The sequence below is a fragment of the Aestuariibius insulae genome, from assembly GCF_040783535.2.
GTDB lineage: Bacteria > Pseudomonadota > Alphaproteobacteria > Rhodobacterales > Rhodobacteraceae > Aestuariibius > Aestuariibius insulae.
On record NZ_JBFONW020000002.1, the window covers coordinates 162,654 to 181,118 of the forward strand.

An 18,465-nucleotide genomic window follows, 5' to 3' on the forward strand; every position below is an offset into this window, starting at 1 on the left:
CCAAAGGCCCCGCGGGCGTAGCATAGATCAATGTCGGAACTGCCTGCCCCCCGGCCTGGCCCTCGGGTCTGGCCTCAGCGGATTGCCCTTGTGGTGCTGCTTATCGCGGCAATCGCGGCGATCTGGTTCACCAATGTGATGCTGACCGAGCGCTTCACCGAGCGCACGCGCCAACGCGCCGAGATCGATCTGACGCTCTATGCGGGCAATCTGGTGGCCGAGCTGCGCAGCGCCCAGAACACGCCGCAGCTTCTGGCCCAGAACCCGACGCTGATCGGCGCGCTCAATTCCGGCGATTATTCCCAGACGACCCAGCGGCTGCTGTCCTTCACCGATGAAAGCGCGGCCGCCTCGCTGATGCTGCTCGACCGGGACGGGCAGGTCGTGGCCTCCACCGACCGCACCCGGCTGGGAGAGACCCACCGGCAGGCGCCCTTCTTCGTCAGCGCGCTGCGTGCCGAATGGACGGTCTTCAACGTCGCCGAGCGGGAGACACCGGGCTATGCCTTCATCTATTCGCGCCGGGTCGATTTCGCGGGCAACGCGGTCGGCGTTATCTATGTCGAGGTCGATCTCGCCCGGCTCGAGCGGTCCTGGGCCAGCACCAATGACGCAGTCCTCGTCACCGATAGCAGCGGCCGCATCATCCTTGCGACCGAAGGGCGCTGGCGCGGCTTGAGCGTCGATGAGGCGCTGAACCGCGCCTCGGCGCCATCGGCCATCGAACGGGCGATCCGCTCGACCGTCGACTGGTCCGTGCTCCCGCGAGAGGCCTATCTGCGCGGCGATGCGGTCATGCGCACCGAGGCGCGCGTGCCGTTCCAGGGCTGGAAGATCGCCTCCTTCAAGACCTATGCGGGCGTGCGCGAGCGGGTGAACTCGGTTCTCGCGCTCGAGATCATGGGCTTTGCGATTCTGCTCGCGCTGCTCTTCTGGATGACCAGCCGAAAGACCGCGTCCCGGCTCGCGATCTTCCAGCGCGAATCGGCAGAGCTTCGCCAGTTGAACATGCGGCTCCAGCGGGAAATCGCCGAACGTCAGAAGGTGGAAAAGGACCTCCAGACGGCGGAGCAAACGGTCGCCCAGACCTCGAAACTGGCGGCCCTGGGCGAGATGTCTGCCGCCGTCAGCCACGAGCTCAATCAGCCGCTCGCTGCGATGAAAACCTATCTCGCCGGTGCCAAGCTGCTGCTCCAGCGCAAGCGCAGTGACGAGGCGCTGTCCTCCTTCCAGCGGATCGACGATCTGATCGAACGGATGGGCGCGATCACACGGCAGCTCAAATCCTACGCGCGCAAGGGCGGCGAGGCGTTCGAGCCCATGGATACACGGGCCGCCATCTCTTCGGCGCTGGCGATGATGGAGCCGCAACTGCGCGAGCGGGACGTCGCGATCACCCGCACGTTACCCGATCATCCGGTCATTGTGCTGGGTGACAGGCTTCGGCTGGAACAGGTCATCATCAACCTTCTGCGCAATGCGCTGGATGCCACCAAGGGCCAGAAGGACGCCGCCATCGAAATCCTTCTGGCCGAAGGCGAGACGGTGACGCTTGGCATCCGCGATAACGGCACGGGGATCGAGGATCTCGATAGCCTCTTCGAGCCGTTCTACACCACCAAACAGCCCGGCGACGGCGTCGGACTTGGCCTTGCCATCTCCTCCGGCATCGTCAACGACTTCGGTGGACGACTGACCGCACGCAATGTCCCCGACGGCGGGGCGGTCTTTGAAGTTCGGCTCCCGGTCTATCAGGCCGGGGCACAAGCAGCGGAGTAACTCCAATGGCACAGGCTATGAAAATAGCGATTGTGGACGACGAACAGGACATGCGCCAATCGATCAGCCAATGGCTGGCGCTCTCCGGCTTCGACACCGAAACCTTTCCCTCCGCCGAAGATGCGCTCAAGGGGCTCGGCAACGATTATCCCGGCGTCGTGGTCTCGGATATCAAGATGCCCGGCATGGACGGAATGGCCTTCCTCAAGCGCATCATGAGCGTCGACAGCGCGCTCCCCGTCATCATGATCACCGGCCATGGCGATGTGCCCATGGCGGTCGAGGCGATGCGCGTCGGGGCCTACGATTTCCTCGAAAAGCCTTTCAATCCCGACCGGATGACCGAGCTGGCCAAAAAAGCCACGCAGGCCCGCCGCCTGACGCTCGACAACCGCGCGCTGCGCCGCGAGCTGTCCGATGGCAGCGCGATCATGAAAAAGCTGATCGGCGCGTCCCCCGTCATGCAGCGCCTCAAGGAGGATATCCTCGATCTTGGCCAGGCCGACGGCCATGTCTTGATCGACGGCGAGACGGGGACCGGCAAGACGCTCGTGGCCCACGCGCTTCATGCCGTCGGCGCGCGCGCCACCAAGAAGTTCCTGCTGCTCTCCTGCGGCGCCTATGAAGAAGAGCAACTCTCCAAAAAGCTCTTCGGCCCGGCCCAGGCCGACGATCCGCTCCCCCTCGTCGAAGAGGCGCGCGGCGGCACGCTGGTTCTCGAGGATATCGAGGCGCTCAGCCCCGCGCTTCAGGCGCGCCTTCTGCAGGTGATCAACGATCAGGGCACGCCTGCCGAAACCCGCATCGTCGCCATCTGCAACCTTCAGGACGAGGGCCGCACCTGCGAGGATGCGCTGCGCCCCGATCTCTACTACCGGCTCGCCGCGCTCAAGATCACCGTCCCGCCACTGCGCCAGCGCGGCGAGGATATCCTGTCGCTCTTCACCCGCCTGTCCGAGCAATTCTCGGACGAATATGGCTGCGATGCCCCTGAGGTTTCAGCGCAAGAAGCCGCCCAGCTTCTCCAGGCCCCGTGGCCCGGCAATGTCCGCCAGCTGATCAACGTCGCCGAACGCGCCGTCCTGCAAAACCGGCGCGGCACGGGCACCATCGCATCCCTGCTGATGGCCGACAACGAAGAGACCCAGCCGGTCATGACGACCGAGGGCAAACCGCTCAAGGAATATGTCGAAGCCTTCGAGCGTATGCTGATCGACAACACGATGCGCCGCCACCGCGGCTCCATCGTCAACGTCATGGAAGAGCTTCAACTGCCCCGCCGGACCCTGAACGAGAAGATGGCGAAATACGGCCTCCAGCGCGCCGATTATCTCTAGGGCAGGGCGCGCGGCCCTAAAAACGGCAGCGCACGTCTCATAGATGAAAGACAGGGTGGGACGTGGCTCCCGCCCTTTTTTTATCGGAGCCATTCATGCTGAAGCTAAATATATACGGCGCGGAATCCGCCCCTCCCGTTCTCTTCCTTCATCCCGGCAACGCGACCGGCAGAAACTGGGAGGGGCTCGCCAAGGCGCTTCCCGGCTACCGCGTCATCTGCCCGGATCTTCCCGGCTTCGGGGACAGCGCCCATATCCCGCTGACCACCATCGAGGCCGCCGCCGACGAGGTCGCCCGCGCGCTTGACGCAGCCGGGATCACCGACCCGCTTCCCGTGATGGGCTATTCGCTCGGCGCCTATACCGGCATGATGCTGCTTTTACGCCACCCGGACCGGGTCGAGCGGGCCTTGCTCACCAGCTTTCAGATCGAACCGCTCAAAGGCGCGTGGTGGATGATCCCGCTCGGCGATCTCATCGCGCCGCTCATGACCTTTGCCTGGCCGCGCCGGCAGGCCTTCAAGTCGCTCGGCATCCCCGAGACTTCCTCTTGGTGGCCCTCCGACGACGCCCCCTCCGACGCCGCAACCCTGCGCGCCATCAGCCGCATCGCCGTCCGCTTCGACATCCGCGACCGCCTGACCGAGATCGGCACGCCCTGCCTGATCATGGCCGGCGAAAAAGAGCAGAAGACGATCAAAAAGGCCGTCGCCCAGATCCCCCGGCAGGTGCCAGGCGCCATCGGCCTCATCGCACCGGGCGGTCACGGCTGGCCCGCCAGCCATGAGGCGCTTTTCACGCATACCGTCCGCGCCTGGCTCGACCAGACCCCGCTTCCGGCGGATCTGCATCCTCCCGAACAGGCCCGCTCCCAGGCGGCCTAGACCCGGATTTCGCAGCCCATAAGCCCCCGCTTATGAGTCGCTGGCCGCAAGCCGTCTGATCCAAATCGTTATCGCACCGTGCGCAGGATTAACCCCGGGAGGGCGCGTCACTGCCTCCTCCCATATGCCGACGTGATGCCGCCCGGATGCCGCAGGCCCGATTTCGGGCAAAAATCGCTGTTAACCTTCGAGTCGAAATCGCCACCGCCGCGCCCGGTCTCCGCCCATTCACACATTGCCCATTGTCATTTGCCATATCGCCCCCTTAAGTAGGCGAAGAGGCCGAACTCGGCCCGTATGAGTTTCGCCGGCGGCTGTGATGGATCTTTCGTCCCGCCCCGGACCGATTAGGCGGCTCCCCTGAACAGGGATTTTGCGCCGCTCACGAACCGCCTGATATTCCAAGGAAATCAGGTATTTAACTGGGCGCACCGCCAAAGGCCGGTCGCGTCGGAGAAGAACCGCGATGGAACGCGCGCAAAGACAGATCGACAGGGCAGGGGCCGCACCGGCCCCCTCCGTCGACGGCGCGTATCTCGCCCCAATCAGACATGCCCCTCCCTTTTTCTCGCCCCCATCGGGCAGGCGGGAGGCGTGTGCGAACGGACATCATGCCAAAGAAAATGCTAATCGACGCCACCCACGCGGAGGAAACCCGCGTCGTGGTGGTAGACGGGAACAAGCTCGAGGAGTTTGACTTCGAATCCCAACAAAAACGGCAACTTGCCGGCAATATCTACCTTGCCAAGGTCACCCGTGTAGAGCCGTCTTTGCAGGCCGCTTTCATCGAATATGGCGGCAATCGCCATGGCTTTCTGGCCTTCTCGGAAATCCATCCCGACTACTACCAGATCCCCGTCGCCGATCGCGAAGCGCTGATCGCCGAGGAACGCGCCTACGCCGAAAGCCAGCGCGAGGAGGAAGAGGAAAAACCCAAGCCCAAGCGCCGCCGCCGCAGTCGCACGAAAGCGGCTGAAACCAAGGCGGATGACGCGGTCACCACCGAAGACATCCACGGGATGGAAACCTTCGAAGAGCCCGATCCCGACAAGGTCAACGAGCCGCTCGAGCTAACCATGCCGCCCGAAGGCTTCGTTCCGATCAAGATCGAAAGCCGCGAGGAAAGCGAGGCCGCCGCCGAAAGCGCGAAGGCTGAAGAAACCTCCGAGAATCAAGAAGCTACGACTGAGGAGCCGTCTGAGAATGGTTCCCCGGCCGAGGCCAGGGAAGAGATCACCCAGCCGCCCTCCGAAGAGGACGCGGAAGACGACGACATCGAATCCGTCGCGGACGAGGATGACAGCGAGGACATCCGTCCGGTCCGCAAAGCCCGCCCGAAGCGATATAAGATTCAGGAGGTCGTCAAGGTTCGCCAGATCCTCCTTGTACAGGTCGTCAAGGAAGAGCGCGGTAACAAGGGCGCTGCCTTAACCACTTATTTGTCTCTTGCGGGCAGATATTGCGTTCTGATGCCGAACACCGCTCGTGGCGGCGGCATCTCTCGCAAGATCACGAATGCCGCTGACCGCAAGAAGCTGAAGGAAATTGCCAACGAAATCGAAGTGCCCGACGGCGCGGGCCTGATCGTCCGGACCGCAGGCGCCAAGCGCACCAAGTCCGAGATCAAGCGCGACTACGAATATCTCCAGCGGCTGTGGGAACAGATTCGCGAGCTGACGCTCAAATCCATCGCGCCCGCCAAGATTTACGAAGAGGGCAACCTGATCAAACGCTCGATCCGCGATCTTTATAATCGCGACATCGACGAGATCCATGTCGAGGGCGAGGAAGGCTACCGGACGGCCAAGGACTTCATGAAGATGATCATGCCGTCCCATGCCAAGAACGTGAAACGCTACGGCGACGGCCTGCCGCTTTTTGCGCGCTATCAGGTCGAAACCACGCTCGCGGCTATGTTCAACCCGACGGTGCAGCTCCCCTCGGGCGGCTACATCGTGATCGGCGTGACCGAGGCGCTCGTCGCCATCGACGTCAATTCGGGCCGCGCGACCAAAGAAGGTTCGATCGAACAGACGGCGCTCAAGACCAATCTGGAGGCCGCCGAAGAGGTTGCTCGCCAGCTGCGCCTGCGCGATCTGGCCGGTTTGATCGTCATCGATTTCATCGATATGGACGAGCGCCGTAACAACACGGCGGTCGAGAAACGTCTGAAAGATAAGCTGAAAACCGACCGCGCCCGCATTCAGGTGGGCCGCATCTCTGGCTTCGGTCTGCTGGAGATGTCGCGCCAGCGCCTGCGTCCCGGCATGCTCGAGGCGACGACACAGCCATGCCCCCATTGCCACGGCACCGGCCTTCTTCGCTCGGACGACAGCACCGCTCTCGCCATCCTGCGCCAGCTCGAAGAGGAAGGGGTGCGCGGCAAATGCAAGGAGGTCCTGGTCAAGGCGCCGGTTTCCATCGCGAACTATCTCATCAACGAAAAACGCGAGAACATCGCGCAGATCGAGGGCCGCTTTGGCCTGTCCGTCCGGATCGAGGGCGATCCTTCGATCATCTCGCCTGACTTCCAGCTCGAAAAGTTCAAGACCGCAACGCGCGTTGTCGCCGAAGCGCCGGTCAATTTCGTCTCGGGCGATGCATCGCTAATGTCGGATCTCGAGGAAGAGCCCGAGGTGGAGCAGGACGAAGAGGAACAGGTCGCCGAGACCGCTGAGACTTCTGACGAGGAAGAGCGGCCTAAGAAGCGCCGCCGCCGCCGTCGCCGTCGTCGCGGAAACGGCAACGCAGATGGGCCATCCTCAGAGCACCAGCAGGATGGAGCGGCTGAAGAGCAGGCTCCTGCGGACGCTGATGCAGAAGCCGAAACCGCTATGGAGGCTCAGGAGGCATCGCCTGCGACCGACGCAGAAGACGCACCGGCAGGCGAGGAAACCCCAGAAGAGAAACCCAAGCGCCGTCGCCGGACCCGCAAACCCAAGGCGGACAAGGTCGAGGCGGACGTCGCTCCCGAAGCCAGCGAAGCTCCGAAAGAGCCTGAGCCTGTAGCAGTCTCCGAAGAGCCAGCGACCATTCAGGATGCCACGCCACAAGAGGTCGTTGAGGCCGTGGACGAGGTCAAACCCGAGCCTGTCGCAGAGGAGGCCACGGCAGAGCCGCCCAAGCGCCGCCGAACCCGCGTTTCAAAGGCTAAACCTGCGCCTGAACCGGCTCCGGAGCCCGTCACAGCAGATGCCAGCGCCGAAGCGGATGCCGCGGACAAACCCAAGCGCCGCGGCTGGTGGTCCTTAGGTCGCTAAACGCCCCGTACAAAGTCGCCCCGGCCTTGAGCCGGGGCCTCTACCCCCCTTTGCGGATCAGGTAGATCTGCGGCTCCTGCTCAAGATCCTGCTCGAGCAACAGATGCCCGGCCTCACTGCAAAAATGCGGAATGTCGACCACGGCCGCCGGATCGTCAGCTCGGACGCGCAGGACCTGACCTTTCGCTAATCCGGCCAGCCGCTTGCGCGCCTTGAGAACCGGAAGCGGGCAGAGCAGACCCGCCGCATCGAGATCATCATCATAGGACATGACCCCTGATCTAGCCGGGATGTTACAGGCCGTCCACGCTCTCGTGACGGCCGGACGGGTGACGCCGCGCAAAATCCCGCGTAAGCGGATCTTATGCTCGACGCCAATACCCTTCTCGATGCCACGCTCCTGCCCGCGATCCTGATCGCGATGGCGGGGGGACTGCTGTCGTTCCTCAGCCCCTGCGTCTTGCCGATTGTGCCGCCTTATCTGGCCTATATGGGCGGGGTCAGCGTGACGGACATGGCCGAATCGCGCGCCGCGCGGCGCCGCGTTCTGATGGCGGCCGGTCTTTTTGTGCTGGGCCTGTCGACGGTCTTCCTACTGCTGGGTCTCGCGTTTTCAGCATTGGGGCGCATGTTCCTGCAATATCAGGATTATTTCGTTATCGGCGCAGGCATCATCATTATGATCTTCGGGGCGCATTTCCTCGGGATCTACCGGATCCGCTTTCTCGATCAGGAGGCCCGGATGGATGTCGAGGACAAAGGCGGATCTATCATCGGCGCTTATGTGCTGGGGCTGGCCTTCGCCTTTGGCTGGACACCGTGCCTCGGTCCGATCCTTGGCACGATCCTCAATCTCGCCGCCTCCGAAGCCAGCATCACCCGCGGAACGGCCCTTCTGGCCTTCTACGCGCTTGGCCTCGGTATCCCATTTTTGCTCGTCGCGGCCTTCTTTCCAAGGCTGACCGGAGCGATGTCCTGGATGAAGCGGCACATGGACCGGATCGAGCGGATCAGCGGCCTTCTTCTCTGGACGGTGGGTCTGATGATGGTCACCGGACAGTTCACCGCCTTCTCGTGGTGGTTGCTTGAACGCTTCCCTGCGCTCGCAACGTTCGGCTGACCCCTTTTCCCGAAGGCGAAGACCTGTCTATGCTGCGCCTGCAACAAGAGGCGTTCCGAACGACATGTCCAATCCCGTCCGTCGCCGCCGGGTCTTCTACATCCCCGGCTACGATCCATTCCCCGCCCGGCGATACCGCGAGCTTTATCGCACCGAAAGCGCTCTTCAGGCCAAGATCTCGGGCTACCAGATCGAGATGACCGAGCGAGCGCGCGAGGACGGCTATGGCTGGGGTGTCGCAGCACAGATGGAAGGTCAGACCTCACGCGCCGATATCGAGGTGCTGGTCTGGTCTGATATTGTCCGCAAATCCATGCCAGATACGATCTGGGCGACGTACAAACAACTTTTCCGTACCTCTTGGACCTACCTGTCCTCCGACGCGCTGCGCCGCATGATGTGGCTGCGCAAAGGGCCGGTGATTGCCGCTCTCTATCCGGTGGGCATGCTGTTGCTGCAGCTCGTCGTAGCCTGCCTGATCCCCTCAATCCTGCTCTCCATCGTCAGCGGGATCGGATCTTCGATCAACAGCTCCATGGGCATCGATTGGCCGATCTGGCTTCAGGGTGGCTGGGCCTGGATGACCTGGGTCGCAGGCTGGGGGCTCTTTATGGCTGGGGCCGCCCTGATCCTGCGCTGGTTCAAGTCGCAGGATCACCGCCTCTACGCCTATTACCTGATGCACGACTACGCCTATTCGGCCAGTCTCAAAGGCGCGACCCCGCCCGATCTGCAGGACCGGATGGACGCGTTTCGCGGGGTGATCGCAACCGCGCTGACCGACGAGGTCGACGAGGTTCTCGTGGTTGGCCACTCCTCCGGCGCGCATCTCGCGATCTCGATCCTCTCCGATCTGATCCGCAACGGGTCGGTTCCGGCCAACGGTCCAAAGCTGGCGCTTCTGACGCTGGGCGAGGTCGTGCCCATGATTACCTTTCTGCCGCGCGGCGGACAGCTTCGGGCAGATCTCGCCTTCCTGTCACAGCGCGAGGAGATCTTTTGGCTCGACGTCACCGCCCCCGGTGATGGCTGCTGCTTCGCGCTTTGCGATCCGGTCGCGGTCTCCGGCATGGCGTCCGAAAGTCAGAAATGGCCGATCGTCATGTCGGCTGCCTTCACCATGTCACTCAGCGAAGAGACTTGGTCCAAGCTGCGCTGGCGCTTCTTCCGGCTGCATTTCCAATACCTTTGCGCTTTCGACAAACCGCGCGACTACGATTACTTCAAGATCACCGCCGGACCTCAGACGCTTGCCGACCGCTATGTGGATCGCGAATCCTCAAGTTCCCGCATCGACGTCGCCGCTTCGAAATATACGTCCAAAGCCGCATGATCCCTCCAAAGCCGCCGGCGCGACCCGACCGTGTGTCGCTCTGGCGGTATCTGCAGCTTTTCCGGCAGGACATCCTCTCCGCCCAGCCCAAGCGTCTCTATCGGGCCTGGATGGCAGAGTTCAAAACTCCGTTCTTCCGCAGTTTTATGATCAATGATCCGTCGCTGGTTCGCCGCGTCCTCAAGGAGGCGCCTGAGGATTTTCCGAAATCGGAACGCATCGGCGAAGGGCTGCGCCCGCTTTTAGGAAACAGCGTCTTCCTGACGAACGGGGCAATCTGGGAACGCCAGCGCCGCCTCATCGATCCGGCTTTCGAGGGCGGGCGCCTTCGCGATACCTTCCCCGCGATGGTGGACGCCGCCCGTGCCGCCGTGAGCCGATTAGAGGGACAGGCAAACGGCACCCCGTTCGAGATCGAGGCCGAAACCAGTCATGCCGCCGCCGATGTGATCTTCCGCACGCTCTTTTCGATCCCCATCGATCATCAGATCGCCTCAGAAGTCTTCCATGAATTCAAGGCCTATCAGCGCAGCCAGCCTATCCTGAACCTCGCCGCCTTTGTGCCTGTCCCCAGATGGGTGCCGCGTTTCTTTAGCGGCAAGACCCGCGCGAGTGCCCGCAAGATCCGCCGGCTCATCACCGATCTGACCGCCGAGCGAGCGGCGGCGATCGAGGCTGGAGCCGCTCCCGACGATCTGGCCACCAAGATCATGACCGCGCGCGATCCGGAAACCGGCGATACCTTTTCGACCGAGGAGATGGTCGATCAGGTCGCGATCTTCTTTCTCGCAGGACATGAGACCAGCGCCTCCGCGCTGGCTTGGACGCTTTATCTTCTGGCCGAAGCGCCGGAGTGGCAGGACAAAATTGCCGCCGAAGGACAGGCGTTGGGAGGCGATCCTGCCTTTGCAGACCTCTCCAAGCTCAAGGTCACGCGTGACGTATTTCGAGAGGCGCTTCGCCTCTATCCGCCAGTGCCGATGATGGTGCGTGAGGCCTCCGGACCGGAGACTTTTCGAAACCGGACAGTGCCCACGGGATCGCAGATCGTCCTTTCTCCGTGGCATCTTCATCGTCAGAACCGCCTTTGGGAGGATCCGGACGCCTTCGATCCGGCCCGTTGGCAGACGGAGAATGGCAAGGAATGTCAGCGGAACGCCTACATCCCATTCTCAGCAGGCCGCCGGGTCTGTACGGGGGCGGGATTTGCCATGGCAGAAGGCGTGCTGCTTCTGGCGATGATCACCGCTAGGTTCAAGATCGAGGCTGTCGCGGATCGGATTCCGGTGCCTGTCGCCCATCTTACGGTCCGCGCGAAGGATGGTATCTGGCTGCGCCTGACACCGCGCGACTAGTGCGCCTGAGCATCTTTAAGGACGTAGATCCGGATCGCGGAGGCCAATCCGATATCGCCGCGTGCCGCATCAATCTCGGCCGCTAGCTCGTTGATCGCGCGTTCGTCTCGGGCGGCAATCTCGCGGAAGGCGCGCCAGAACTCATCTTCCAGTGAAACGCTTGTCCGGTGTCCGCGCAGCGTCAGGGATCGCTTGACGGGCCGCCCGCTCATTCCGGCTCGCGGCGATGCCCGTCGAGTTTGGCCTGCGCCGTTCGCTCTTGCGCGGTCTCAAGCTCCCGTTCGGCCTTGGTCCGGCCGAAGCGAACCGAATTCTCATCCGCCTTGGCTTTTCTGTCCACCCTGGCTTTCGCCGTACGGCGCTGGTTCAGACTGACGACGCTCATTTCGGCCCGATCATCTCTTCGGGCCGGACGACCTTGTCAAAGGTCTCTTCGTCGACAAAGCCCAGCTTCACCGCTTCTTCCTTCAACGTCGTGCCGTTTTTGTGGGCTGTCTTGGCCACCGTCGTTGCGTTGTCATAGCCAATCTCGGGCGCCAAGGCGGTCACGAGCATCAGGCTTTCGCGCATCAGCTTGTCGATCCGTGTCTCATCCGCCTCGATCCCGCTGACGCAATTGTCGGTAAAGGCCACAGCCGCATCGCCCAGAAGCTGCATGGATTGCAGCACGTTATAGGCCATCATCGGTTTATAGACGTTGAGCTCGAAATGCCCTTGCGATCCGGCAAAGCCCACAGCCGCATCATTGCCCAACACATGGGCGCAGACCTGAGTGAGTGCCTCACATTGCGTTGGGTTCACCTTACCCGGCATGATCGATGAGCCTGGTTCGTTCTCCGGCAGCCTCAGCTCCCCCAAACCGCAGCGCGGCCCGGACCCCAGAAGACGGATGTCGTTGGCGATTTTGAAGAGCGAGACCGCCACGACCTTAAGAGCACCCGATATCTCGACCATGGCGTCATGGGCGGCCAGCGCTTCGAACTTGTTGGGCGCGGTCACGAAGGGCAGGCCGGTGATCTCGGCCATCCGGTCCGCGACGTCCTCGCCCCAACCGATGGGCGTGTTCAGACCTGTGCCAACAGCCGTTCCGCCTTGTGCCAACTCGTAAATCCGGGGAAGCGCGGCTTTCACCCTTTCGATCCCCATGGCGACCTGATGGGCATAGCCCGAGAATTCCTGCGCCAGCGTGAGCGGCGTCGCATCCATCGTATGCGTGCGCCCGATCTTGATGATCCCCTCGAAGGCCGCGACCTTAGCTTCCAGCGCCTTATGGAGCGTCTCGAGCCCCGGTAGCAGGACATCGCGCGCCATCATCGCCACCCCGATATGCATCGCCGTCGGGAAGGTATCGTTCGAGGATTGCCCCATATTGCAGTGATCGTTCGGATGGACGGGATCCTTGGATCCAATCGTTCCTCCGAGGATCTCGATCGCCCGGTTCGCGATGACCTCGTTTGCGTTCATGTTCGACTGTGTGCCCGATCCCGTCTGCCAGACCACAAGCGGAAAATGCGCATCCAGCTTGCCGTCGACCACTTCGCCCGCCGCCTCGATCATGGCATCTGCGATGCGATCCTCAAGCTTTCCGCGGTCCTTGTTGGCTTGTGCGCAGGCCTTCTTGATCACGCCCAAAGCCCTGATGATCGCAACCGGCTGCTTCTCCCAACCGATGGGGAAATTCATCAAAGAACGTTGTGTCTGCGCGCCCCAATATTTGTCAGAGGGCACCTCCAGCGGGCCGAAGCTATCGGTCTCGGTGCGCGTGTCGGTCATCTGAAGGCTCCCCGGTCTTGAAAGGTCCCCTGCGATCTACGAGAGGGCAGGGCGGGGTGCAATCTATTTGCGGAAACTGTCGAGGCTGACAATCTCAGCGTCGCGCGGTTCGTCCGTTTCATCTGGATCGGGATCCGGGGCAGCCTCAATCATCGGCGCGGCCTCGACCTCGCCGTCTTCGCTGTCCTGCGTCTCGAACCGCAATCCGAACTCCACGGACGGATCCACGAAGGTCTTGATTGCGTCATAGGGGATGTAAAGTGGCTCCGGCTGGTCACCGAAGTTTAGCGTCACCGAAAACCCCTCATCCGTAACTTCGAGGCCGTCAAACCAGTGCTGCATGACAACCGTCATCTCGCCGGGATAGCGATCTGACAGCCAATCGGCGATTTCGACATCGGGATGCATGGTGTCGAAGGTTATGAAAAAGTGGTGATTTCCTGGAAGCCCTTCGGCAGCCACATTCTCCAGAACCTGCTGAATCAGACCGCGCATGGCGCGGTGCATTAGGTTTCCATAGTCGATCCGGCGAGACATGGGAGGGGCAGCTCCTCGTACAGTTGTATCAAGCATAGGGGATTCGGGATCGGATGGAAGAGGGCCGTCAGACAACGCCGATGATGACCCCAACGCCTGCCATCGCGGCCAAAGTAACCGGGATCGACCATTTCAACCGCAGCAGGAAAACTACGGCGAGCATGATCAGAACGAAGGCGGCGGGATCAAAGCTGGGCCATTCAGGCAAGAGCGTCCGGATCGGTCCAGCCTCGAGGATCACTGTGCGTGCGAAAAGGACATGAATGGCGAACCACAAGGAAAGATTGGCGATTACTCCGACAACCGCTGCCGTGATCATGCTCAAAGCGCCGGTAAGGCGAGGTCGGCCCGCCAACCAGTCGATGTAGGGAGCGCCTGCAAAGATCCAGATAAAGCAAGGTACGAAGGTGGCCCAAAGTGTAATCGCAGCCATCGCGAATGCGGTCGATACGCCGCCCTCCTTGAGTCCGGCGAGTGCTCCAACGAACTGGGTGACGAGAATAAGGGGGCCGGGTGTCGTTTCTGCCAGGCCCAAGGCGTCGATCATCTCTTCGGTGGTAAGCCAGCCGAGATTTTGAACCACTTCCTGCGTCATATAGGCAAGCACGGCATAGGCCCCCCCAAAGGTCACGATGGCCAGCTTCGAGAAAAACATCCAGGCACTGACCAGAAGATCCGCACCCATAAGGGCTGCGAGACCCAGAGGCGCTACCCAGATCAAGCCACCTATAGCGAACACCGACAGGGCGCGCCGGATCGGGACCGGACCGACCTGGGTGGTTTGTGTGTCGGTGGCCGTTGCAGCTCCGAGTGCGCCAGCGACGAGGATGATAAGGGGAAAGGGAAAAGCAAAGACGAAGAGTGCGACAAATGCCAGGACTGCTACCGCGCGCTGCAACCGTCCTGTGAGAGCCTTTCTTCCGATCTTGAGCAGCGCTTGCGCTACGATGACGACAACAGCCGCCTTAATCCCGAGGAAGGCTGCCTGCACGAGTGGCACATCGCCTAACTCGGCATAGAGCAGCGCCAGAGCCATGATGACTGCCGCACCGGGAAGCACAAACAGCCCACCGGCAATCAAGCCACCCGGGATCCCCTTGATGCGCCAGCCAGCATAAGTCGCGAGCTGCATAGCCTCAGGCCCTGGTAAGAGCATGCAAAAGGACAGCGCCCGCAGGAATTGGTCTTCGGTCAGCCACGAGCGGTCTTCGACCAACTCCTTGTGCATCAACGCGATTTGGGCAGTTGGCCCGCCGAAGGACAGAAGTCCGATACGAAGGCCGACCCGGGTGATGTCGCCAAGGCTTGGTTTCGCGCCCATTACAGGTCTCCCCCCGATCGAAGGGCACGATAGGCCGCATCGAGAACCCGTGACGGATCCCCTGCCTTTATGAGGCGCCCAAGTGAAAGTGGGGCGCAGTCATTCTGCGCAGCGTCGACCACGTGGAGCAGGGCGGGCGTTGCCAGTCCAATAGCGTCTAGGAATGATGGAAGATCTTCGATCAACGGAGCGTCCCATCGTTCGGCCACGGTTTCGGCCACCTCAGCTTCGACGCGCAAAAGAGTTTGCCCGTGCAGAAAGCCTTGCAAGATCCAGTCTGCGATATCGGCTATCGGACCATCCGCAACGGTCCAAAGGCCGCTTTGTGGTAAGTTTTCAACTGGTATCATGGGAAGGCCGCTTGCTGCCCAGCCAATGGCTCCACTGTCCAGGAACGTTGCATCGGCTCCGCGAGCGCAAAGAAGCGCTGCTGCTCCTTGGCTGATCTTCAGCCCACGCTGACAAACGGTGATGACCCGGCCGCTGGCCTCCAGAGCTGTCCAATCCATCCGAACGGAGGTTGGAATGAGGCGCGGATCAAGAGCGAAATCTTCCGGCAGGCAAAGATCTAGAATGGTGATACTAGCGCCGCCTGCGATTAGATCGGCAAGACGGGAAGGCGAGAGAGGGGACATGAAAGACATCCTTTTGGCACAACACCACGGATGCGACCCTTGGGCGTCCCGCCTGACGGGGTGATGTCGCGTCAAACCCCAAGCGCAGGGGTCGCAAAGTGTCCCGTTGCTGTCAAGAAAAACTGCTTCATCGAAAATTAAGACTGATGGGGTATGATCGTTCATCGAGCGCGCCCTAACCAAGTCTTCAAGGGAGGACTTCGAAAAATGCGTTCATTAACCTTAACAGACGGTTAAGCTGCGCTCTTGAGAAAAATATATCGGTGAAAGTGCAGGCTTCTGTTGCCAGGTGCCTGCGAACCCCGCCTAAAGCTGCAAAGCCTTAGGACTTAGGATTTCGATATTCCGCACAGCTTACGCTGCGAGGGCCATCGGAGCTTTGTTGTCATTTGCAACTAGCTTAAATGTACCGATAACGGTGGTAACTCACCGGGACAAAGCAAACCCCTTTAGACGTTCGTCGATCCTGTTTCGGCCCCATGATCCCCAAATGAAGGATATTGGTGGAGCCGCCGGGTACCGCCCCCGGGTCCGATCCGCTTATTACGAGCGCGTTTATGTCCATAGTCCCGAAGGACAGAAGACATATAGGCCGTTGGACCTGTGCTGAAAAGGGCTGGTTTGATTAGATCGTCTAGATATTGTTCCAGACGGCAACGACGAAGACGGCAGCTTCCACTGCAAAGAAAACCCACTTCTTCTTTGTGGTCCCGTCGAGGATCAGCGAAGTCGCCCGTCCGACAGCGCCGCCCCCCCAGGCAAATCCGATCATCATGTAGGCTGCTGGTGTGCCTAGAATCAGCGCACCCACACCAACCCCGACGAAAAGAGCGCCGGACGCGGCGCGCACTTCGGACCGGCCCATCGTCGAGCCGCCGTCGGACAGATCAACAACATCCATTGTGTAAGCAGGCGCGAGCCAGCCAAGGATCCCAAACCCGATGCTGAGCAATGCCAGCAGGTAGTTGATCATCTCCATCGTCGGCTCCAATCCTTGCCCGTCAGGGCCAGAGGTATCTCTTTCTCGAAGGAGGGCAAGATGCCCCGCCTTAATGCCCGCATGGTGTCATTCAGGTAAGACTGCCCGCTGAAACCTCTTGTCAGCGCGCATCGCTCCGATAACGGTGATGCGATCAGGAACGAGATGCGATGCAGACCATAGACACGTCCTCCCACTGGATCCGGCGAACAGTCAGCTGGGTCGTCTTTTTTGCCGCCATTCTATTGGCTTGGGTTTTAATGTTCATGTCCGCCCGGATGAGCGGCGTCGACTGGATTGGGCGGCCGGTTGGTCCGAACATGATGCCGATGACGGCGTTCGGCGCGCTTTTTCCGATGTGGTCGATCATGATGGCCGCGATGATGCTGCCAACAATGGTGCCGACGCTGAAGGCCTATGAGGATCTCATCAGAAGTGCGAATGGCAGCCGAGCTGGCTGGAGCGCTCTTCTGGTCGGATACATGGCGATCTGGATCGCGGGCGCTGCTGCTATCTCGGCCGTGCAGGTTGTGCTGATCAGTATCGGATGGATCGACGGGCTTGGCATTGCGCAACAGAAATGGTTTGCCGCCAGTCTGCTTGTGTTTGCAGGCGCTTTTCAGTTTTCCCGCACAAAAGAGATCTGCCACGGCGTTTGCCATGCTCCGATGACATTTTTTCTTGGTCATTGGCGGCCAGGGGCGGTCGGCGGCTTGCGCATGGGACTTGCGCTGGGGCTCTTTTGCGTTGGATGTTGCTGGGCTTTCATGATGCTGGGATTTGTCGGAGGCGTTATGAGCCTCTTGTGGATGGGGCTCGCGACGATGTTCATGGTTCTTGAAAAGCTGCCGCAGATCGGTCGCTACGTGACAAAGCCGCTGGGAGGCGTCTTGATCGCGGCGGGCCTTGCCGTAGTGGTCTTTTGAGTGAGAGAGAGGCTGATGGCTGACAAACAAAGAACTCCTGCTGATAAGCTCCCGGTGAGCCAGCGGATCGATCAGCGGATGGACAACCCGAAGCGCCGCAAGCTGCAGCCCACGGATTGGAAAATCGAGGGAGAGCTTTTCCTCAACTGCTCCTGCACCGTCTTTTGTCCCTGTGTGGTCTCACTCGGCGCCCATCCCCCCACCGAGGGCACGTGCCATGCCTGGATGGCTATCGCGATCGACGAGGGTCATTTCGAGGGTGAAAGCCTAGCTGGTCTCAACGTCGGTCTCCTTGTCGACATCCCAGGCCGGATGGCCGAGGGCAACTGGAAGGTGGCCGCCTATGTCGATGAGCGGGCGTCCCAGAAGGCCTATAACGGTCTGCTCAAGATCTTCTCGGGTGCTGCGGGAGGTACGACAGGCCTCTTTACGATGCTTGTTTCGGAAATCATCGGGGCCGAGCGCGAAAAGGTCGAGATCGTCCGAGAAGGAAACAAACGCGGGCTTTATATTGGCCGCAAGATCCAGGGGGAGATCGAGATGATCGCGGGCAAGGACGCCGATCACCCCGTGATGATCTCGAATTCGAAATACTGGATGGGGCCCGACATCATCGCGGCCAAGGGTCTGAAATCCAGAGTGCGGGACTATGGCCGCGTCTGGGACTTCGGCGGTCTCTCCGCCGAGATCTGCCCGATCTCCTGGCAAGGACCCAAGCCTTGATCGGGGCTGAGTATTGCCGGACGATGGCTGCCTATAATGCGTGGCAGAACAAGCAGTTGGTCGACGCGCTTGGGGGTTTGCCGCCCGGAGAGCTTGGACGTGACCGCGGAGCGTTTTTCGGGTCGATCTTTGCAACGATCAATCATCTGCTCTGGGCCGATGGCGTCTGGGTCGCCCGATTTGACGGGGGCGAGCGGCCCGCCGGTAGTATTGCCGACAGCCTGCGCCTGACCGGGCACCTGTCAGATTGGCTTCCCGCCCGGGACGCGATGGATCAGCGCATTAAGCGATGGGCCGCAAAACTTTCGGATCACGATCTCGAGGGCGATTTGACGTGGTATTCCGGCTCGATCGGGCGAGAGATTACGCGCACCAAGGCTCTTTGCGTCGTTCAGATCTTTAATCACCAAGCCCATCATCGGGGGCAGATCCACGCGATGCTGACGGCTTCCGGTGATGAGGGCTACGTCACAGATCTGCCCTTCATGCCTGACGGCGACTGA

General features: G+C 61.2%; 18 protein-coding genes and 1 other RNA gene. 10 read left to right on the top strand and 9 right to left on the bottom strand.

What is annotated here, in order from left to right:
- Positions 1-30 precede the first annotated feature (30 nt).
- The 4 genes from AAD018_RS07140 to AAD018_RS07155 all read left to right on the top strand — a co-directional run bounded on the left by AAD018_RS07140 (position 31) and on the right by AAD018_RS07155 (position 7,260).
- Entirely contained in the window at positions 31-1,779 is a 1,749-nt protein-coding gene (locus AAD018_RS07140; RefSeq protein WP_367314809.1) for a sensor histidine kinase, read from the top strand.
- A 5-nt stretch (positions 1,780-1,784) separates the two neighbouring features.
- A complete protein-coding gene (locus AAD018_RS07145; protein ID WP_367314810.1) occupies positions 1,785-3,116 on the top strand; it encodes a sigma-54-dependent transcriptional regulator in 1,332 nt (443 codons plus the stop codon).
- A 95-nt stretch (positions 3,117-3,211) separates the two neighbouring features.
- Complete coding sequence (locus AAD018_RS07150; protein WP_367314811.1) at positions 3,212-4,000, top strand: alpha/beta fold hydrolase; 789 nt, start codon at positions 3,212-3,214, stop codon at positions 3,998-4,000.
- Between the two features lie 611 nt (positions 4,001-4,611).
- Complete coding sequence (locus AAD018_RS07155; RefSeq protein WP_367314812.1) at positions 4,612-7,260, top strand: Rne/Rng family ribonuclease; 2,649 nt, start codon at positions 4,612-4,614, stop codon at positions 7,258-7,260.
- Positions 7,261-7,300: 40 nt separating this feature from the next.
- Here the strand turns inward: AAD018_RS07155 and AAD018_RS07160 are convergent, their stop codons facing one another.
- Positions 7,301-7,531, bottom strand: coding sequence for a sulfurtransferase TusA family protein (locus AAD018_RS07160; protein ID WP_367314813.1), 231 nt, complete (start codon positions 7,529-7,531; stop codon positions 7,301-7,303).
- Positions 7,532-7,624: 93 nt separating this feature from the next.
- Here AAD018_RS07160 and AAD018_RS07165 point away from each other — a divergent pair, with 93 nt between their 5' ends.
- The 3 genes from AAD018_RS07165 (at position 7,625) to AAD018_RS07175 (ending at position 11,068) form a co-directional block, all read left to right on the top strand.
- Positions 7,625-8,380 carry a cytochrome c biogenesis CcdA family protein gene (locus tag AAD018_RS07165; RefSeq protein ID WP_367314814.1) on the top strand — a complete coding sequence of 252 codons (756 nt, stop codon included), beginning with the start codon at positions 7,625-7,627 and terminating at the stop codon, positions 8,378-8,380.
- A 64-nt stretch (positions 8,381-8,444) separates the two neighbouring features.
- The gene (locus AAD018_RS07170) at positions 8,445-9,713 is read left to right on the top strand and encodes a hypothetical protein (RefSeq protein ID WP_367314815.1); all 1,269 of its coding nucleotides are present in this window, start codon (positions 8,445-8,447) and stop codon (positions 9,711-9,713) included.
- The gene (locus tag AAD018_RS07175) at positions 9,710-11,068 is read left to right on the top strand and encodes a cytochrome P450 (protein ID WP_367314816.1); all 1,359 of its coding nucleotides are present in this window, start codon (positions 9,710-9,712) and stop codon (positions 11,066-11,068) included. The genes AAD018_RS07170 and AAD018_RS07175 overlap by 4 nt, the downstream gene beginning before the upstream one ends.
- On the opposite strand, the gene AAD018_RS07180 is transcribed toward AAD018_RS07175, so the two are convergent.
- The 8 genes from AAD018_RS07180 to AAD018_RS07215 form a co-directional block, all read right to left on the bottom strand.
- Positions 11,065-11,280: a ribbon-helix-helix domain-containing protein gene (locus tag AAD018_RS07180; protein WP_367314817.1), complete on the bottom strand. Its 216-nt coding sequence runs from the start codon at positions 11,278-11,280 to the stop codon at positions 11,065-11,067. The genes AAD018_RS07175 and AAD018_RS07180 overlap by 4 nt on opposite strands.
- A complete protein-coding gene (locus tag AAD018_RS07185) occupies positions 11,277-11,453 on the bottom strand; it encodes a DUF4169 family protein (protein WP_367314818.1) in 177 nt (58 codons plus the stop codon). The genes AAD018_RS07180 and AAD018_RS07185 overlap by 4 nt, the downstream gene beginning before the upstream one ends.
- Positions 11,450-12,841, bottom strand: coding sequence for a class II fumarate hydratase (gene fumC / locus AAD018_RS07190; RefSeq protein ID WP_367314819.1), 1,392 nt, complete (start codon positions 12,839-12,841; stop codon positions 11,450-11,452). The genes AAD018_RS07185 and fumC overlap by 4 nt, the downstream gene beginning before the upstream one ends.
- Positions 12,842-12,904: 63 nt before the next feature.
- Positions 12,905-13,378: an SspB family protein gene (locus AAD018_RS07195; RefSeq protein ID WP_367314820.1), complete on the bottom strand. Its 474-nt coding sequence runs from the start codon at positions 13,376-13,378 to the stop codon at positions 12,905-12,907.
- A gap of 67 nt (positions 13,379-13,445) precedes the next feature.
- On the bottom strand, positions 13,446-14,699 hold the full coding sequence (gene chrA / locus AAD018_RS07200) for a chromate efflux transporter (protein WP_367314821.1): 1,254 nt from the start codon (positions 14,697-14,699) through the stop codon (positions 13,446-13,448).
- Positions 14,699-15,334 (bottom strand): rhodanese-like domain-containing protein, encoded by a 636-nt coding sequence (locus AAD018_RS07205; RefSeq protein WP_367314822.1) that lies wholly within the window; start codon positions 15,332-15,334, stop codon positions 14,699-14,701. The genes chrA and AAD018_RS07205 overlap by 1 nt, the downstream gene beginning before the upstream one ends.
- A 268-nt stretch (positions 15,335-15,602) precedes the next feature.
- Positions 15,603-15,951, bottom strand: a transfer-messenger RNA (tmRNA) gene (ssrA, locus tag AAD018_RS07210).
- Between the two features lie 17 nt (positions 15,952-15,968).
- A complete protein-coding gene (locus tag AAD018_RS07215; RefSeq protein ID WP_367314823.1) occupies positions 15,969-16,313 on the bottom strand; it encodes a DUF4345 family protein in 345 nt (114 codons plus the stop codon).
- Between the two features lie 170 nt (positions 16,314-16,483).
- Between AAD018_RS07215 and AAD018_RS07220 the strand changes: the two genes are divergently transcribed.
- Genes AAD018_RS07220 through AAD018_RS07230 form a run of 3 tightly spaced genes read left to right on the top strand, consistent with a single transcriptional unit; the run spans position 16,484 to position 18,465 of the window.
- Complete coding sequence (locus AAD018_RS07220; protein WP_367314824.1) at positions 16,484-17,239, top strand: DUF2182 domain-containing protein; 756 nt, start codon at positions 16,484-16,486, stop codon at positions 17,237-17,239.
- A 15-nt stretch (positions 17,240-17,254) separates the two neighbouring features.
- On the top strand, positions 17,255-17,962 hold the full coding sequence (locus AAD018_RS07225) for a DUF1326 domain-containing protein (protein WP_367314825.1): 708 nt from the start codon (positions 17,255-17,257) through the stop codon (positions 17,960-17,962).
- Positions 17,959-18,465, top strand: a complete 507-nt coding sequence (locus AAD018_RS07230; RefSeq protein WP_367314826.1) for a DinB family protein — start codon at positions 17,959-17,961, stop codon at positions 18,463-18,465. The genes AAD018_RS07225 and AAD018_RS07230 overlap by 4 nt, the downstream gene beginning before the upstream one ends.

Coding starts and splice junctions, on each gene's coding strand:
- AAD018_RS07155 (WP_367314812.1), top strand. CDS start 4,612: ATGCCAAAGAAAATGCTAATCGACGCCACCCACGCGGAGGAAACCCGC.
- AAD018_RS07205 (WP_367314822.1), bottom strand. CDS start 15,334: ATGTCCCCTCTCTCGCCTTCCCGTCTTGCCGATCTAATCGCAGGCGGC.
- AAD018_RS07140 (WP_367314809.1), top strand. CDS start 31: ATGTCGGAACTGCCTGCCCCCCGGCCTGGCCCTCGGGTCTGGCCTCAG.
- AAD018_RS07165 (WP_367314814.1), top strand. CDS start 7,625: ATGCTCGACGCCAATACCCTTCTCGATGCCACGCTCCTGCCCGCGATC.
- AAD018_RS07195 (WP_367314820.1), bottom strand. CDS start 13,378: ATGTCTCGCCGGATCGACTATGGAAACCTAATGCACCGCGCCATGCGC.
- AAD018_RS07215 (WP_367314823.1), bottom strand. CDS start 16,313: ATGGAGATGATCAACTACCTGCTGGCATTGCTCAGCATCGGGTTTGGG.
- AAD018_RS07175 (WP_367314816.1), top strand. CDS start 9,710: ATGATCCCTCCAAAGCCGCCGGCGCGACCCGACCGTGTGTCGCTCTGG.
- AAD018_RS07185 (WP_367314818.1), bottom strand. CDS start 11,453: ATGAGCGTCGTCAGTCTGAACCAGCGCCGTACGGCGAAAGCCAGGGTG.
- AAD018_RS07160 (WP_367314813.1), bottom strand. CDS start 7,531: ATGTCCTATGATGATGATCTCGATGCGGCGGGTCTGCTCTGCCCGCTT.
- AAD018_RS07170 (WP_367314815.1), top strand. CDS start 8,445: ATGTCCAATCCCGTCCGTCGCCGCCGGGTCTTCTACATCCCCGGCTAC.
- AAD018_RS07220 (WP_367314824.1), top strand. CDS start 16,484: ATGCAGACCATAGACACGTCCTCCCACTGGATCCGGCGAACAGTCAGC.
- AAD018_RS07150 (WP_367314811.1), top strand. CDS start 3,212: ATGCTGAAGCTAAATATATACGGCGCGGAATCCGCCCCTCCCGTTCTC.
- AAD018_RS07145 (WP_367314810.1), top strand. CDS start 1,785: ATGGCACAGGCTATGAAAATAGCGATTGTGGACGACGAACAGGACATG.
- AAD018_RS07225 (WP_367314825.1), top strand. CDS start 17,255: ATGGCTGACAAACAAAGAACTCCTGCTGATAAGCTCCCGGTGAGCCAG.
- AAD018_RS07180 (WP_367314817.1), bottom strand. CDS start 11,280: ATGAGCGGGCGGCCCGTCAAGCGATCCCTGACGCTGCGCGGACACCGG.
- chrA (WP_367314821.1), bottom strand. CDS start 14,699: ATGGGCGCGAAACCAAGCCTTGGCGACATCACCCGGGTCGGCCTTCGT.
- fumC (WP_367314819.1), bottom strand. CDS start 12,841: ATGACCGACACGCGCACCGAGACCGATAGCTTCGGCCCGCTGGAGGTG.